The 15,920-nt window shown below is 53.6% G+C and carries 14 protein-coding genes; 8 read left to right on the top strand and 6 right to left on the bottom strand.

What is annotated here, in order from left to right; translation table 11 throughout:
- Window positions 1-51: 51 nt before the first annotated feature.
- The 3 genes from ACFR81_RS03615 to ACFR81_RS03605 form a co-directional block, all read right to left on the bottom strand.
- Entirely contained in the window at window positions 52-1,260 is a 1,209-nt protein-coding gene (locus ACFR81_RS03615; RefSeq protein ID WP_343874359.1) for an FAD-binding oxidoreductase, read from the bottom strand.
- 122 nt (window positions 1,261-1,382) lie between these two features.
- Window positions 1,383-2,582, bottom strand: a complete 1,200-nt coding sequence (locus ACFR81_RS03610; protein ID WP_343874356.1) for a globin domain-containing protein — start codon at window positions 2,580-2,582, stop codon at window positions 1,383-1,385.
- A 200-nt stretch (window positions 2,583-2,782) separates the two neighbouring features.
- Window positions 2,783-4,339: an FMN-binding glutamate synthase family protein gene (locus ACFR81_RS03605; RefSeq protein WP_343874354.1), complete on the bottom strand. Its 1,557-nt coding sequence runs from the start codon at window positions 4,337-4,339 to the stop codon at window positions 2,783-2,785.
- Window positions 4,340-4,551: 212 nt separating this feature from the next.
- Here ACFR81_RS03605 and ACFR81_RS03600 point away from each other — a divergent pair, with 212 nt between their 5' ends.
- From ACFR81_RS03600 to ACFR81_RS03570, 7 genes are all read left to right on the top strand, one after another.
- Window positions 4,552-5,400 carry a Cof-type HAD-IIB family hydrolase gene (locus tag ACFR81_RS03600; RefSeq protein WP_343874352.1) on the top strand — a complete coding sequence of 283 codons (849 nt, stop codon included), beginning with the start codon at window positions 4,552-4,554 and terminating at the stop codon, window positions 5,398-5,400.
- 193 nt (window positions 5,401-5,593) lie between these two features.
- Entirely contained in the window at window positions 5,594-6,235 is a 642-nt protein-coding gene (locus tag ACFR81_RS03595) for an ABC transporter permease (RefSeq protein ID WP_343874349.1), read from the top strand.
- A 55-nt stretch (window positions 6,236-6,290) separates the two neighbouring features.
- Entirely contained in the window at window positions 6,291-7,604 is a 1,314-nt protein-coding gene (locus ACFR81_RS03590; RefSeq protein WP_343874804.1) for a betaine/proline/choline family ABC transporter ATP-binding protein, read from the top strand.
- On the top strand, window positions 7,601-8,383 hold the full coding sequence (locus ACFR81_RS03585) for an ABC transporter permease (protein WP_343874346.1): 783 nt from the start codon (window positions 7,601-7,603) through the stop codon (window positions 8,381-8,383). The genes ACFR81_RS03590 and ACFR81_RS03585 overlap by 4 nt, the downstream gene beginning before the upstream one ends.
- 2 nt (window positions 8,384-8,385) lie before the next feature.
- Window positions 8,386-9,375: a glycine betaine ABC transporter substrate-binding protein gene (locus ACFR81_RS03580; RefSeq protein WP_343874344.1), complete on the top strand. Its 990-nt coding sequence runs from the start codon at window positions 8,386-8,388 to the stop codon at window positions 9,373-9,375.
- Window positions 9,376-9,457: 82 nt separating this feature from the next.
- Window positions 9,458-9,811, top strand: a complete 354-nt coding sequence (locus ACFR81_RS03575) for a DCC1-like thiol-disulfide oxidoreductase family protein (protein WP_145174057.1) — start codon at window positions 9,458-9,460, stop codon at window positions 9,809-9,811.
- 42 nt (window positions 9,812-9,853) lie between these two features.
- Window positions 9,854-10,090 (top strand): hypothetical protein, encoded by a 237-nt coding sequence (locus ACFR81_RS03570; RefSeq protein ID WP_343874340.1) that lies wholly within the window; start codon window positions 9,854-9,856, stop codon window positions 10,088-10,090.
- A gap of 1 nt (window position 10,091) precedes the next feature.
- Here ACFR81_RS03570 and ACFR81_RS03565 read toward each other — a convergent pair whose 3' ends face one another.
- The 3 genes from ACFR81_RS03565 to ACFR81_RS03555 form a co-directional block, all read right to left on the bottom strand.
- Window positions 10,092-10,697: a recombinase RecJ gene (locus ACFR81_RS03565; RefSeq protein WP_343874338.1), complete on the bottom strand. Its 606-nt coding sequence runs from the start codon at window positions 10,695-10,697 to the stop codon at window positions 10,092-10,094.
- Window positions 10,698-10,758: 61 nt separating this feature from the next.
- Complete coding sequence (locus ACFR81_RS03560) at window positions 10,759-11,478, bottom strand: hypothetical protein (protein WP_068172315.1); 720 nt, start codon at window positions 11,476-11,478, stop codon at window positions 10,759-10,761.
- A 44-nt stretch (window positions 11,479-11,522) separates the two neighbouring features.
- Window positions 11,523-15,230 carry a TM0106 family RecB-like putative nuclease gene (locus tag ACFR81_RS03555; RefSeq protein WP_343874333.1) on the bottom strand — a complete coding sequence of 1,236 codons (3,708 nt, stop codon included), beginning with the start codon at window positions 15,228-15,230 and terminating at the stop codon, window positions 11,523-11,525.
- A 283-nt stretch (window positions 15,231-15,513) separates the two neighbouring features.
- Here ACFR81_RS03555 and ACFR81_RS03550 point away from each other — a divergent pair.
- The coding region (locus ACFR81_RS03550; RefSeq protein ID WP_377148637.1) for a transposase family protein at window positions 15,514-15,920 on the top strand (407 nt) is incomplete at its 3' end.

The following is a 15,920-nucleotide window of genomic DNA, read 5'->3' as shown; positions in this document are numbered from 1 at the left end:
CCTCACAGGAAAATCCTGTGAGGCACATTTTTATTTAAAAGCTTCGCGTATCTAGCTGGCGTAGCGGCGACCCTGAATCGTTTGACGTCGTGCTCGGTGCATCCACTGGTCAGGCCCAAATACTTCGTAGTGGATATTCTTACCCGGCAGGCCAGCTTGAACTAAGGACGAGCGTACGGTCTGCATAAAGTTCAGTGGACCGCACATGAATGCGGAACTCTGGCGGGAGAGCTGGAAACGACTCATGTCGATATCGCCGTCGTAATCGCCTTCGCCCTCTGCCTGTAAGAAAGAGATGAGCTTGCCATCGGGCAGAGAATTAATTGCGGCAGCGTATTCCTGGCGAAGCGGCCAGCTCTCCAGAGACTGATCGCGGTGTACCGCAATAATTTCGCGACCGTTGCCCTGAGATGCCAACTTGTGAACGAAAGCTAACGCTGGAGCGATTCCGATTCCGCTGGTGAAGAGGTAGAGCGGCCCAAACTCAAGAGGGGAAATACTGCTGAGCACCACATCCCCGTAGGGGTTGGAGAGCTCTATCGTATCGCCCTCTCGTAGATCTTTCAGCATCGGAGTGACTTCACCGGCAGGATTGATTTTTACGGCAAAACGGCGCTGATTTGGCTGGGAAGGCAACAAAGAATATTGGCGGGGTTGGCGTAGTCCGTCTGCGGTCTTCACAACCACTCCCACGTACTGCCCTGCCTCAGCGGGAGTCAGCGGAGTGTTATCGGCTGGTTCAAATGTGAAATCGTAGACGTTCGGGGCGACTTCCTCTTTCTTCACCAGGGTAAAAGGGGCATTGACAACGTCGTTCGCCTGACTATCGTACAAACCCTTTTCAATTTTGATCAGAGCCTGCGCCATCAACCAGTAAACCTCGGTCCATGCCTCGGCAATCTCTGGGGTAAGAGCATCCGCCAAATCAATAGCAATTGCCTCAAAAAGATACTTGTAAACAATCTCGTAGCCTTCTTCCCCCACTCCGAGGGAAGCATGTTTGTGGGCAACTCGCGAAAGAATTTCATCGGGGTAAGAGTCTGGGTTGTTTAAGATATAGCTGGCGAAAACGGGGATAGAGCCGGCTAGCGCTCGCGGCTGAATGCCTTCTTTTTGATCGGCACGGGAGAACATGCCGTCCATGAGTTCAGGGTGGTTCTTGAAAAGTCGTTCGTAAAAAATTGGGGTAATAGTGTTGATTCGGCCTTGAATAACGGGGAGGGTAGCTTCAATAACCGGGCGTGATTTCTCAGAGAGCAAGGTGGGGATTTACCTTTCTAATGCGTTCCATCCCCACGGTGCAGTAACCAAAAGTGAGACGGGGAAACCTAACTACCCGTGGACGAGATGGGCGCATATTTATTGGGTTCAGGGGGAAGAGGTTAGTATCTTCTGTGCATTGTGCGGCGGGTTGCCGTGTGCATGTAAGGGTCAGACCCAAAGGTCTCAAAATGGATGTTTTTACCGGGAACGCCGTTGGCAATCAAACCTGAGCGCACCGTCTGCTTAAAATCAACAGGACCGCACACGTAGGCAAAGCTACGCGGAGTGATCTCTAGCTTTTTCATGTTGATATTTCCGGTGAAGTCTCCTTCACCGCTGGCCTGCAAGAAACTGATGAGCTTGCCGTGGGGGAGTTTGCCAGTGGCTTCTTCTAGCTCTTCGCGGTATGCCCAGGTGCGCAGCGATTCGTCGGCATGTACGAAAATGACGTCGCGCGCCGCGTGCTCGCGTGCCAACTGGTGGGCGAAAGCAAGAGCAGGGGCGACGCCGATTCCCTGAGTAAAGACATAGAGGGGACTGAAGCCGTCGGTGACGGTCTTCTCAAGTGTGAGATCTCCATAGGGGTTAGAAATCTCTACGGTATCGCCTACCTGCAGTCCGGTAAGAATGGGGGAAATTTCTCCCGTTCTATCTAGTTCCACAGCGATGCGACGCTGGTTGAGACCGCAGGGTAGCGCAACGTACTGGCGGGGCTGACGCAAACCGTCTTTCGTTTTGACGATGACCGAGAGGTACTGTCCGGCTTTAACATCGCTGAGGGGAGTGTCGTCGGCAGGCTCGAATACCAAGTCGAAAATTTTGTCTGCTTTTTGTTCTTTTTTCACCAGGGTAAAAGGTGCGTTAACCTGGTCGTTCGCCTGGCTATCGTAGAGGCTACGTTCAATGCGAATGAGAGCATCTGCCATCATCCAGTAGATTTCCGTCCACGCATCGCGGAATTCAGGGGTGTATTCCTCGCCAAATTCTTTTTCGATGGCTTTGAAGAGGAACTGGTAGACCGTCACATATTCTTCAGCGGGAACACCCAGGGAGGCGTGTTTGTGTGCTACACGAGTAAGAATCTCATCGGGGCTGGAGCCGGGATGGTTCAGTACATAAGAGGCAAAGAAAGTGATAGAACCTGCCAGCGCTTGCGGCTGAGTTCCTACTGCCTGATCGACACGGGAGAACATACCATCGAGTAAGTCCTCGCGTTCGGTGAGCATTTCATCGTAAAACGCAGGGGTAATTCGCCTGATACGTTCTTGCATATCAGGTAACGTTTCTTCAATAATTTGGCGTGAAGATTCAGATAGCATGGTCCCTCATGTTTCCCGTGGACTCAAACGGCGCGTCTGAAGATGCCGTGTTGATTGGCCGCGACTATAAGTTTTCTATATCTAAAACCTACCCTAAGGGAAAGGTGGATTGCCTAGAAATATGTCCTTCTTATGGGTGAGTTAGTAAATGAGCCTTAAAGAAGAAAAGCCTCGGCAGAAAAACTGTCGAGACTTTTTCCTTAGGCGCGCTGGTGTTTTGCGTGCTCTGGAGTGAAGGAGTGGGCGTCGGCGCGCTCCCAACGCTCTTGCCATTCCTCGGGTACGTCGCCGGTAAGGAAAGCGCCAGGTTCGAACCAATCGTAGAGTTTTGCGTAGGACAACGAGTGCGTGGAGTCTACACGGTGGAATACGTGCTCGGGACCCAGGTCTTTGAAAGAATCCAAGCCCATGGAGGCAAGAATACGCATTGCTGAGTTCATCACGCCTACGTGGTAATTACGCACGCGGGCACCCTTGTCATCAATATCGATACCGCGTTGTAGCCATGCGTTTTGAGTAGCTACACCGGAGGGGCATTCGTTGGTGTGGCACTTCTGCGCCTGTACGCAGCCCGTCGCCATCATCATACCGCGGGCTGAGTTAGTGAAGTCGGCGCCCAAGGCAATACGACGAACGACGTCGGCGCCGCCGGTAATCTTTCCGCCGGCTCCGATAGAAACGCGGTCGCGCAAACCTGCGCCAACCAGTGCGTTCTGAACAATAATCAGACCGTTGGTCAGCGGTACGCCTACTGAATCTTCGAATTCGAGAGGAGCTGCACCGGTTCCGCCTTCTGCACCGTCAACGGTAATCCAGTCGGGGCAGATGCCGGTTTCGATCATTGCCTTGCAGAGGGATAGAACCTCAATCTCCGAACCTACACAGAATTTAATACCTATAGGTTTGCCGTTGGATAGTTCGCGGAGCTGACCCACAAACTGCATGAGCTCTACCGGGGTGGTGAAAGCGCTGTGAGCCGCCGGTGAAATGCAGTCCTGACCTACAGGAACATGGCGTGCCTCAGCGATTTCTTCGGTAACTTTTTCACCGGGGAGGTGACCGCCCAAGCCGGGCTTTGCGCCCTGGGAAATCTTCACCATAATGCCTTTGACCTCAGGGGTCGCAGCTTTCTTGGCAAAGAGCTCGGGGTCGAACTTGCCGTCGTCGTCGCGGCAACCAAAGTAGCCCGAACCGAATTCCCAGATGAGATCCGCGCCGTGCTTCAAATGGTATTTGGTGACTCCGCCTTCACCGGTTTCTTGAACGAAACCGCCCATGGCAGCGCCCTTATTCATTGCCATTACGGCGTTAGCTGAGAGAGCACCGAAGCTCATCGAAGAAATGTTGAAAAGTGAAATGTCGTAGGGCTGAGTGCAATCGGGGCCGCCCAGGCGCTGGAAAGGTTCTTCTGCCATCATGGGAACAGGCGCCATAGTGTGGCGTACGATGTCGTAGCCCACTTCAGAAATATCTTGCTCGGTACCGAACGCTTTCTCGCCGCTAAGACCCTTGGCGTACTCATAAATCATGGTGCGGGTATCTCGGTTAAAGGGGCGTCCATCACGGTTGCTCTCAAAGAAATACTGGCGTAATTCGGGGCGAATGAATTCAAATCCAAAGCGTGCCCAGCCAATTACTGGGAAGTTGCGGCGGATAGAGTGCTTTTTCTGAAAGGCGTCATAGGTTGCGAGTCCTGTGAGGCCAATACCAGCGGTAGCTGAAGCCGCCTTTAAAATTTTGGAAGTTTTATCTGACATCTTTGTCTCTCCTGGGGTGCATGCTGCTGTTAAAGGTATATCAATTCTGGGGAAAACTAGTTCTTTAGAGCACACTTGGCAAAGGATTTTTAGGGTACGGAATGCATGCTTCTTTACGCTTCAAAAGATTCACATTCCGTTTGCAGGGAGTCAATCTGTACGCTGAGAAATAGATAATTCACACTGGAAAAGTAGCGAGGGTGATAAGTGTAATGGAACAAGTACGAGTGCATCCGCCGGTTCGGAGTAACTGGGTCAAAGAAGACGGAGCACGATATTTAGTAGCTCTAGACATTGATGGCACGCTGGTTTACCACGATGGCACTATGACCGACGCCGTGAAATTGGCAGTGCAGGATGTTGTCAGTGCTGGGCACGCGGTAGTAATTGCTACTGGGCGCTCTCGACAGGCGGCTCTCCCGATTGCCGAGATGCTAGGGATTGAACACGGGTACATGGTGACTTCTAACGGAGCGGTCACTTTGGAACTTTCCCCCAAATTCGACAACGGATACCGAGTACTAGACACCGTGAAATTCAATCCCACCCGCGCTATTACTCTCTTGCAAGAAAAGGTGCCTTACGCGCAGATGGCGCTGGAATCGCCGTCGGGCGAAATTTTCGCTACCGACGATTTTGAAGACGGCTCGTTCGGTGCCAAAACCACACCGGTCACTAAAGAAGAAATGCTTCAGCATGAGAGTGCTACTCGTGTGGTGGTCTTTGCTGATGATGTAGACCCGGAAACCTTCAAGAAGTCCATCTATGAGGCAGGTCTGCATGGGGTGAACTATGCCGTGGGATGGGCTGCGTGGCTGGACTTGGCCGCTCACGGCGTCTCTAAGGCGTCGGCGTTAGAGCAGATTCGACGTCACCTTCATATCGACCCCGCGCACACCGTTGCCATGGGGGACGGGCACAACGACAAAGAAATGATCCACTGGGCAGCGCGCGGAGTGGCGATGGGCGAGGCGCCTGATGAAATCATTGAGGCGGCCAACGACGTGACCCTCAGCGTGTACAAGGACGGCGTCGTGCCGATTCTCCAAGAGCTCCTCTAGAGGCCCCTATCGCAGTAATCTGAGTATGTATCAGAAAAGTCGGTTTGTACCAGAACTATGGTGGTACTTACCGGCTTTTTTGATACAAACTACTTGCCTATGAGCCCCCATCACTTGGGTAAAGATAAGCATACTGTTATTCTTGATGAGTTATATATCCCCAATCATTCAATCTTCAACGTGAGGAAAACCAGTGGGTTCCTATCTCTCCGACCGCTGGCCACAGATACTCTCGGCGAGCTGGCAACATTTCTCATTGGTTGCCCAGTGCCTATTGCTAGCTACCGTCATAGCCATTTTCATTGCAGCGTTATGCTACCGCAGTAAAACCCTCTCCGGTGTTGCGAACTCAGTGTCGGCCGTGGGGCTGACCATCCCATCGTTCGCTCTCCTTGGTTTGATGATTGCGCCGCTCGGCTTTGGCGTGGCTCCTGCAGTTGTGGTCTTAACTTTCTATTGCCTTCTCCCCATTCTGCGTAACGCGTTAGTGGGGTTAGCGGGCGTCGATCGTTCGCTCATTGAAGCTGCCCGCGGCATCGGCATGTCATCTATGGAAACCTTCTTCAAGGTGGAGCTACCTATGGCATGGCCAGTTATTCTCGCTGGCATGCGCGTTTCTGCCCAAATGACCATGGGCGTTGCCGCCATTAGCGCCTATGTTTTGGGCCCCGGACTCGGCAGCTTCATCTTCTCCGGGCTCTCCCGCCTGGGCGGGGCGAACTCCTTTGAATCCGTGGTGACCGCCGTGGTCGCCGTCGTCATTATTGCTCTTATTCTTGACGGGCTCCTGCTCCTGCTGGGCCGTCTCACCATCTCGCGAGGTATCCGTGCCTAACTCCACTGCAGATCACAACTCAAGTACCGGCAACAAAGTTGCCTTCAACCCCTCGATGACCGAAATTACCGGTGCAACTATCCTGTTGGAGAACGTCACCAAGTCTTACGGCGCCAAAAAAGCTGCGGTCAACCAGCTCACCCTAGAGATTCCCGCCGGTAAAACCGTCATGTTCGTTGGTCCTTCTGGTTGTGGTAAAACCACCACGTTAAAAATGATTAACCGCCTGATTGAACCTACCAGCGGCAGAATCGTTATCAACGGTGAAGACGTCACGACCATGAACGGTGACGAACTGCGACGTCGTATCGGGTACGTCATTCAGGCAGGCGGATTACTACCTCACCTGACCGTGGGGGCAAACGTGGGGCTAGTTCCCAAAATGCTGAAATGGGATAAACAGCGAATCGCCGATCGAACCGACGAACTTCTCGAACTCGTTTCCCTCGACCCTGAAATTTACCGCGACCGCTACCCCAAAGAACTCTCCGGTGGTCAGCAGCAGCGCGTGGGTGTGGCTCGTGCACTAGCTGCCGATCCGCCCGTTTTGCTCATGGATGAGCCCTTCGGCGCGGTCGATCCCATCACCCGCCAGCGCCTGCAAGAAGAACTCATTCACGTACAGGCTGAATTACACAAAACAATTGTGTTCGTGACCCACGACTTCGACGAAGCCGTGAAACTCGGCGACTGGATTGTCATCTTCAACGAAGGCGGCAAAATCGAACAATACGGCACACCTGAACAGATTCTGGCTCATCCCGCCAACGAATTCGTAGAGGATTTCATTGGTTCGGGTGCCGGCTTGAAGCAGCTGGGCCTCACCCGCGTACGCGACGTCGATATCCGCCAAGCGCCGGCTTTCACCGTGGGAGAGGACGCCGCAACTGCCGTCGCCCACATGAACGAAGCCGGGGTATTACGGGCTATTGTGCTTGATTCCCGTGACCGTCCTATCGGCTGGGTGACTCGCCGTCAGCTAGAACGCATGACTACCGTCGGGGTAGCTCATGCCCGTCAGTTCCCCGTGGTATCCGATTCTGCAACTCTCGACGACGCACTGGACACCATGCTTGTGGCAGGTTCCTCGGATGCCGCTGTGACCGGTTCGCGCGGTGCTTACCAGGGCATTATCACTGTTCAAACCGTGATTAAGGCTATCGACCATATCTCTGCTGACCCCGAAGAAGTCTCCACACCCATTGGTCACAACACCGGTGGGATTCCCAAGCTTGCAACGGGCGAAAACGGCGTGATCTCTTACGCTATGGATGAAGAAGAAACTGCCACTGAAGTAGAGAACGATTCTGTTCCCTGGGCAGAACAATCCGACCCTGCTGAGACCCACCGGGGGAGTGAGCGTGCATGAGTTCAGCTACTCAAGAGCAAACCGAAACGAAAGAAGCCACAGCATCGCTGACCCAAGCTAGCTCGTGGAAGGGTTTGCTGATTCAGCCCATCGTCTTGCTGGTTATTCTGGGCGTGATGTTCTGGTGGATGAGCACTGCAGACCTCACCGAGACTGAGCGCGTCACCCTGAATGCTTCTTACCTCAGCACGCTGGCATGGGAGCACCTCAAACTAACCATTATTTCAGCGGTTATTGTGCTCGTGACGGCAATCCCCGTGGGAATATTGCTCACGCGCGGTCCCTTCCGTAAGTTGACGACGCCGGTGATGGCGCTGGCGAATATCGGTCAGGCAGCGCCTCCGGTGGGTCTGATTGTGCTTTTCGCTTTCTGGCTCAGCTTTGGTACTACCGCTGCGATTGTAACCCTGGTGGTCTACGCCTTCTTACCGGTTCTCAAGAACACCATGGTCGGACTAGAAGCTGTCGATAAGCGAACTATTGAAGCTGCCCGCGGCATGGGCATGAGCCCTGGCATGGTGCTGTGGAAAGTTGAACTACCTCTGGCGGTTCCCGTGATGCTCGCAGGTATTCGTACCGCGCTCGTCCTACTGGTTGGTACCGCAACTCTGGCAACCTTTATCAACGGTGGCGGTTTGGGCTTGCTCATCACCACCGGCGTCAATCTGGCACTGGATCGTGTACTCATTTTCGGCTCCCTGCTGGTAGCTGTCTTTGCACTTGCTGTTGACTGGATTGCACGCGTGATAGAAACCGCCGTTACGCCGAAGGGACTCTAAGCATGAAATTTTCTAAGCTCCACCAAATCGGCGCAGTAGCAACCATCTCTCTGCTGGGATTGACAGGTTGCGGTCTGAAGCCCTCAACCTCAGAGGTTCCCGCTGCCTCTGCCGGTTCTATCCAACCGATTGACGGCGCCGAAGGGCAGAAACTCACCGTCGGTGCTAAGAACTTCACTGAACAGGTGATTCTCGGCAAAATTGGTGTGCTGGTGGCTGACGCCGCCGGGTTCGAAGTCACAGACATGACGAACATCCCCGGTTCCCAACCTGCCCGCAAGGTCATGCTGAACGGCGAGGTCGACATGGAATGGGAGTACACCGGTACCGCCTGGATGACGTATATGGGCAACAACGAAAGCATCGCTGATCAAACCGCCATGTGGAATGCCGTATCCGAAGCAGATAAGAAAAATGGGCTTACCTGGGGTAAGCCGAGCGAGCTCAACAATACTTATTCGTTTGCCGTCCGCTCGGATTACGCCAAGGAACACGATCTGACCAAGCTTTCGGATATCGCCAAGCTCCCAGCAGAAGATCGCACTCTCTGCATAGAAGCCGAGTTTAACTCCCGCTCTGATGGTCTCAACGGGATGCTCAAAACCTACGACATGCCCCGCGGAGAAGCCAACGGTTTGCCCGATGGAAACATATCCATCATGGATACCGGCACGGTCTACACCGCCACGGCGGATGGCTCATGTAACTTTGGCGAAGTCTTCACTACCGACGGACGTATCAAGGCACTTGATCTCACCGTGCTAGAGGACGACCGCCAGTACTTCCCCGCCTACAACGCCGCCGCCGTGTTCAACACCGAAACGTTGCAACGTTACCCTGAATTGGAAGGCGCCTACGACCAAGTAGCGGCAAAACTCAATAATGACGTCATGATGGACCTGAACTACAAGGTCGACGTCGAGGGGCAGGATCCGGCGCAGGTTGCCTACGACTGGATGGTACAAGAAGGGTTTATCTCCGCAGCGAAGTAGATGAGTTCGCCGTCTATAAGTACCTCCATCCGATGCTGTGCCGAGCGGTCAATGCTCCCCTTTGCAGAGTAAAGTTTCTCCTATGAGTACCCTTCTTTTCGACCCGGACTGTGGATTGTGTACACGAGCCGCCGCTCTTTTGCGGCGGCTCGACCTGCGTGCAGATATTGAGCCGGGATGGCGCGAGGAGCTTATTGTTCATGGCGTTGACTTACGGAGGTTTGAGCGGGCTATTCCCTTTGTGCTACCGACCGGCCAGGTTGCTTACGGGGTGGTCGGTATTGCGTTGGCACTGAAAACAAGTCACAAGCGTTGGGTGCGAGGAACCGGCGTCCTGCTACTTTTTAGACCCGTCCGTAAGGTCGCCGAGAAAATCTACGGTTGGGTGGCAGACCACCGCGGCCAGTTACCCGGTTCGACGTGTTCGATGCGCTAGGTCTGGTGCCTGCGCAATCGGGGAACTCAGGAGGGAGAACGGATGCTCGGAGTTTTAGAAGGCTTCACCATTATTGGTGTAGTCGTAGCTGTGGGCTATGTTCTTGCCCGTGTTGAAATACTTCCCTCGAACGCCGGGGTGGTGCTCAACCGTTTTGCCTTTTTCGTTGCGCTACCAAATTTCAGTCGTGCTGACCCGCGATATCGTACTGCTTTCTACCTGCGCCGCAGTTCCCGCCATGTTGCTGACTTCGTTCTTGATGCAGTGACTTTGCGCTAAATTAGCTGTCTTGATCGAGATTGATGAGTATCTCTGCCAGAGCTGGCAAAGCTGCTTCTTGCTCGTGATAGTAAGAACGCACCAGCGTTTTACTAACCGCCTGTGCAGATATTCCCAGCGCCTGAGCTACAGCTTTCTGCTGCCCACGCACCCCTGGAACGATGAGCGAGAGCACCCGATTTTCCGCGTCGGTGCGCTCGCTAGCTACGCGGAAAATGAGCCGCGCTAAACCGGTTGCTTGCTCTGAAAAAGCTCGATGAAGCCCTAGTACGACGACACCGCGCGCAGGGGACCCTGTTTGAGCTTGTTCGACGGCAAGACGGGAGAAATCCAGCGCGTCGCCTGAGCACTCTGGGGTGGAAATCGCACCGAGTGCTGCGGCGAATCGGGGTGCTTTCACCGCGCCGACGCCGATACCTGCCCAGAAACGAGCCTCTGGGGCAGCTAACAACATGGCTCGAAGCGCAGGCTCTGCGGATTCAAAACCACCTTGAACTTCATCGGGGTATGTCTGAATGAAAGGGATGGCTGGCTCAAGGGCGTTGAGCTGCTCTAGCAATTCAGAGAAATTTTCTGGGCTCTCGGGGGAACGAGAAATAAGGGTCACTACATACACACCCCTCAGTATGCCAAATCAACCGGGCAGGGTTGATGAAGTAACTCTCGTGTTACTCCCAGAAAAGCGTTTCTGCATATACTCCCGCAGCGAATAATTCTTCCTGCAATACTTGCCGACACCCCATGGGCAGTGCCAAACAGTTGTACCGCGCGTCGGTACCGATAAAACCGGTGGCTTGGCTAAAACCTGTTCGAATAGGGGCGAGTTCGCGGCAGAGCTCCATGATGCCGTCAAGGTCATCGGCAGAACCAAGGACCCAAAAAGAATCTTCTGAAGTGAGCTGAAAAAGTCCTACCGGGTAACCAGCGCCGGCACGTTCGTCCAATCGTGCCCAGCCGCCCATCTCTCCTGGACCATCGGGTGGCAATACTGAATCAAACTCCCAAGAACGCGCGTTTTTGAGCCACACCGGCATCTCATTGAGCACCAACGGTGCGTTGCCAACAGGCCAGGAAGTCCCTAAGAAAACACCTTTTTCTATGGCATCCCAAAATTCTTCCCGCTCTAAATTAGCGCCCACCGAGTTGAGCATACTTTTATCGTTCGCTGCCCCAAAATCTTCTACCCCGGTGCCTTTGAGCTCTATATACTCGCCAGAAGGTCCCTCAAAATATGCCTGATCCCAGAAAGTAGGACGAGTAGATATTCCCGCTTTTAGCAGTAAATCGTTGATTCCAAAGAGAAATTCTGGGTTGCCCAAAGCTACCGTTTGCCCCTTGAAATGAAAGAGGTAAGGGGTGCGTGCGCGTTCAGTGCGGTGCAATGGCACAGGTGGCTCCTTTCGAGCTCTTACAGGCAAGGCCTGCTGTTATTTTACTCTGCGGGGAAGGGAGAAGAATCTTCTGCAAGACGCACAAACCCGCCTAACTGAGACAACCCGGCGGGGGTCGTCGGTAGAAAATTGGTGAGAGAGGAAGATTTCACGAGCACAGCACACCATTGACCGCGGGATATCGCCACGTTGAGTCGGTTGGGGGAGAGCAAGAACTCTGCCCCGCGGGCCGATTCGCCGGCGGAGGACGCCGCCATGGAGACAATCACTACCGGAGCTTCTTGCCCTTGGAACTTATCGACCGTGCCTACGCGCACTCCGCCGTCTTCGTCCTTCAACCCTGCCGACTCTAGTTTTTCAGTGATGAGATCCACTTGGGCGTTATAAGCAGCAACTACCAAAATATCTTCGGGTTCTAAGGAGCGGTACTTTTCGGGGTGAGCTAAGTTTTCTGTCCACTGAGCGCCGATGAAGCTCCGCGCAATATGGGCTACCTCCAGTGCCTCTTCTATTGAAGAGGTAGTGTTTCCTCGATGGTCAACCTCTCGCACAAAAATCCCAGGTGCCCACCCAGCAAGCTCTCGCTGCGCACCGGCAGGCGCCGATTGGAGCTTACCGCTATAGGAGAGTAGCGAAACCGGGGCACACAATGCTGGGTGCATACGCCAGGAGACATCCAAGAAATAGCCTAACTTCTCGGGCAGTGTGTCATGCCCAGCAGAGAGCCAGCCGAGAGCCGATTCATCCACCGGGTAGGGGTGGGTGCCTTGGGTGACTTGAGGAAGCTGCTGGGGATCCCCCAATAGCAGCATGTTTTGTGCCGCGCGTGCAACCGCAAGCGTATTGGCTAGCGAATACTGACCGGCCTCGTCAATAACCAAAAGATCGAGTACTCGTGCATCAAATTTCTTATCGCTGGAAAAATCCCAGGCTGTGCCGCCGATGAGAAAACCAGCAGGTTCTTTGAGTGCCTGAGCCAACGCATTCTGGTCCACTTCCACCCAGGGTGCCTGGGACATCTGAGTCTTGCCGGCAAATTTTGCGACCTGTTCGGGGCGCACTTTGCCTTTTTCAATACAGCCCAGCAACACGTTTTCGACGACGGCGTGAGATTGAGCGACCACCCCAATCTTCCAGCCGTCCTGAATCAAACGACCTATCACATGCGAGCCTAAGAAAGTCTTGCCAGAACCGGGAGGCCCTTGTACTGCCACATAGGACCGATCCAATGCGGATACTGCCGCATAGATAGCCTCGATAGTGGCAAAAGAGCCGTGTTTTTCGACGTTAGGGCGCTCTAGGGTATGTCCAGGTTTGAGCCGGGGTGCTCGACGCCGCAGAATATCTAGTTCCGGCGCATCGGGAATCTCAGGTAGATACGCGCCTACCTCTTCCGCTAGACCTTGGAGAGACTGCTCCTGTGCCTTGGTTTGCAGTGGCTGCGGGGGAGTGAGCGCCATAGGAATCTGCGTGAATTCTTCTGCACCGCGGGGGAGTGATTCCCGAATACGCATATTCACCGTTCCATCGAGCTGAGCTTCGATACTCTCAATCGTTCCCCTGAAATCACCGGCCCGAAGAACATCGGGAACTATCCCGTCATTCGAAGCGGCGAACTTCTCTGCCTGCTCCGCTAACTTTGCCTCAATATAAGGTGGAAACGAATCCTGGTACATCAGATACAGACCACTATCGCCTTCTTTAAGCGAGGAACCTTCAGCCACCCGAGCCCGCACCCCCAACAACCGCGTAGGCTGAGCACGCGGACGATCCGGATCCTTCGCCCAATCTTCGACGACGTCGGCGCGTTCAAATAGCGCCACACTGCGGGTTTCCTCCCACTCCTCCACGGCAGATGCCAACCGGTCAAAGTGATCCCACCAGAACTGTTTGCGCTCGCGGCGGTGGTAACCGGTGGCAGAAGCAACCATGGCAATGGCTTGCTCATCTGCACCCAGCCCCTGCTCAGGGTCAAGATTCTCTACAAATTCAATGAGGGCTTTTTCTGCTGCAGACGCTTCTTCGCGGTCTTTACCCGATGCCGCTACCAGCTCCTCCAGCGACCCGTGTGCGGCGTCGTCCCCGCTCGAATGAGTCAGAACGTTTGCGGATTCTTCAGCAGCATTTCGCCCCGCCAACTCCAATAACCAGTTACGCAAACACAGGGTGGAAACACAGTCGTACTCGTTATAGTCAGCAATCGAATTCTTGATATGTTCTGCTAGCTCTGCATTGCCGGTGTCTCTAGCGGTGCAAAAATCTGCGTAGGCAACCACGGAAGCACCGGCGTCAGTTACTTCTCCGCCGCGTAAATTCTCACCCATATACAGCGGTTCAAGTTTCTTAATGCTGTAGGAATTTTCGCTAATTCTCAGCGAGTGGCGCACGGTCTCAAAAAGATCAACCAGCACGTTTTCTCGCAAGAGTTCATCCACGGTTTCTTCGCCCACGCCATGGCGTGCCGCTAAGCTCCGTAGCGCGCGTTTCTCATAGTTTGCATAGTGGTAAATCTTCATCCCAGGGTACTGCTGCCTGCGCTGGCGCACGTACTCTAAGAACTCCATGAGGGCGCGACGTTCCTCCACCCGGTCATGCGCCCAAAAAGGAATAAACCGAGCCGTCTCTGCGGAGCTATTGGCTTCAACTACCCCAAAGAGGTATTCCAACCCCCACGAACCTTCGCCATCCTGCCACAGCGGATCACCTTCGAAATCGAAGAAAATATCACCGGGGTTAGCACGAGGTAACGAACCCAATGTGCTACCGGGCAAAAGAGCGTAGGACACAGTATGTGACTGCCCGTTTTTAGTGAAAGTGCGCGAACCATCGAACCCAGCTAGCCCAGTCTGTAGGGCTGCCTGATCTTTAAGCTTCTGATATGACGTCGGCAAGTACCCCCGCTGCGGCTCTAAAGTAGCCAACTCATCAATAGTGCGAATCCCATACTTTGCCCACAAATTATTGCGGGTGCGCACGCTCATGCCAGCCACCAACAGCATGTCCCGGTGCTTCTGAATTTCAACGGCGCACCGCTCGCACCTGCCACAGCGGGCAACATCTTCCGACCCAAACCAGCTCACCGCCTCTACGCCCTCTTGCGAATGGCGCGCTAAGGTGTCGAGGAAGCGGCGTCGGCGTTCGCGAAAGACCGGCAGAATCTCATAGATGTTGTGGGTTGATTCTTCTCCGGTTCCGAGAATCAGCACGGCATCTGGATGAACAGCGAACTCTGCTTTGAGGAGCTGATCTGCATAGGCTGCTAACTGAAGGAGCGCAGTTACTTTAGCGTGGCGGGCCAGTTTAGTGTCGTACACCGCGAATTCTCCGGGGCCAGTTTTGACGAGGAAGTCTGCTCGCCCGTGAAATTCGCCGTCAAAGAACGATGCTTGAAAGACGACGTCGGCGCCAGCTTCAAGCGCCTGCATAGTTTCGCGGTGTTTAGCTTCCAGTGCTTCTCGCGAATAGTCTGAGGCAGGCTCTACCTCATATACTCCGGTATGGGTCTCAGGGTTCCACTGCCCAAACCGTTCTTTGAACTGTTTTAAAACCGCGTTTTCATGCTGATCTCCCAAGACACTGGTGCGTACCAGTAATGCATCTTCTGCAAAATCGCTGCGGGGGATTCTGCCGAGTTTTTCATCGAGCACCTGAAGCGAGGCATACTCACAAGTGGCAGCGAGCACAAGATCGCTGGCAGAAAAGACAGCGTGACGCTGAGACGTTCCGTCAGAAGTAGGCAAGAAGAACATAGTTTTCTCTCGACGAGGGGTACTGGTGTTTCCAACCTAGCAACGTCCACTGACAAGATAAGCACTTCTGCCGCCGGGAGGGGAGAAAAATTTGCGGGGAGCGTGTCGTATTTCAAGACACGATGCCGTGTGTCCAGAAAATAATTTATTCGAAAATAACTTAAAGTTTAGTGAGAGGCTTATTCATAAGGGGTAAAACCCACCAACTAGACAACAGTCCCACCGAAGGCAAAAATGAGCGTTAAATCATCACAAATAACCTCAAACCAAACCGGAAGAACCGTTGCACAACAAGCGTACAACTGGGCTCACTAGCGCACAATTCGCCACACTCGCCACAGCCCTGAACAAGAACCTTATCTGGAATCAACCAGGCACCAGACCTCGCAAAACCAGCCTGACACAAGCCCTGAAAATTACCCTCATCTATCTACGCCACAACATCACCGAAGACCTCTTAGCTGATCTCTTTGGTCTCTCTCAAGCCACCGTTTCTAGAATCATCAACCGCATCGAAAGTGCCTTATTGAAGCTGACTGAGTTGAAGGTTCCCGAGCTTGAATCGCTCAAGAATGTCCCTGGCTCACTCGTAATAGACGGCACGTTAATTCCCATCTGGAACTGGTCTTCACAAGGGCAAATACTGTTTTCAGGTAAGCACAGAAGAACCGGTTTCAATCACCAAGTCAT

This window comes from Rothia amarae, assembly GCF_042677725.1.
In the GTDB taxonomy this organism is placed as follows: Bacteria; Actinomycetota; Actinomycetes; order Actinomycetales; family Micrococcaceae; genus Rothia; species Rothia amarae.
The sequence above is the reverse complement of the archived record's forward strand: the minus strand, read 5'-3'. Positions and strand labels throughout refer to the sequence as shown.

Excerpts from the sequence above, each read along its gene's own strand:
- ACFR81_RS03575 (WP_145174057.1), top strand. The coding sequence starts at position 9,458 with ATGAGTACCCTTCTTTTCGACCCGGACTGTGGATTGTGTACACGAGCC.
- ACFR81_RS03555 (WP_343874333.1), bottom strand. The coding sequence starts at position 15,230 with ATGTTCTTCTTGCCTACTTCTGACGGAACGTCTCAGCGTCACGCTGTC.
- ACFR81_RS03610 (WP_343874356.1), bottom strand. The coding sequence starts at position 2,582 with ATGCTATCTGAATCTTCACGCCAAATTATTGAAGAAACGTTACCTGAT.
- ACFR81_RS03590 (WP_343874804.1), top strand. The coding sequence starts at position 6,291 with ATGACCGAAATTACCGGTGCAACTATCCTGTTGGAGAACGTCACCAAG.
- ACFR81_RS03585 (WP_343874346.1), top strand. The coding sequence starts at position 7,601 with ATGAGTTCAGCTACTCAAGAGCAAACCGAAACGAAAGAAGCCACAGCA.
- ACFR81_RS03580 (WP_343874344.1), top strand. The coding sequence starts at position 8,386 with ATGAAATTTTCTAAGCTCCACCAAATCGGCGCAGTAGCAACCATCTCT.
- ACFR81_RS03605 (WP_343874354.1), bottom strand. The coding sequence starts at position 4,339 with ATGTCAGATAAAACTTCCAAAATTTTAAAGGCGGCTTCAGCTACCGCT.
- ACFR81_RS03600 (WP_343874352.1), top strand. The coding sequence starts at position 4,552 with ATGGAACAAGTACGAGTGCATCCGCCGGTTCGGAGTAACTGGGTCAAA.
- ACFR81_RS03570 (WP_343874340.1), top strand. The coding sequence starts at position 9,854 with ATGCTCGGAGTTTTAGAAGGCTTCACCATTATTGGTGTAGTCGTAGCT.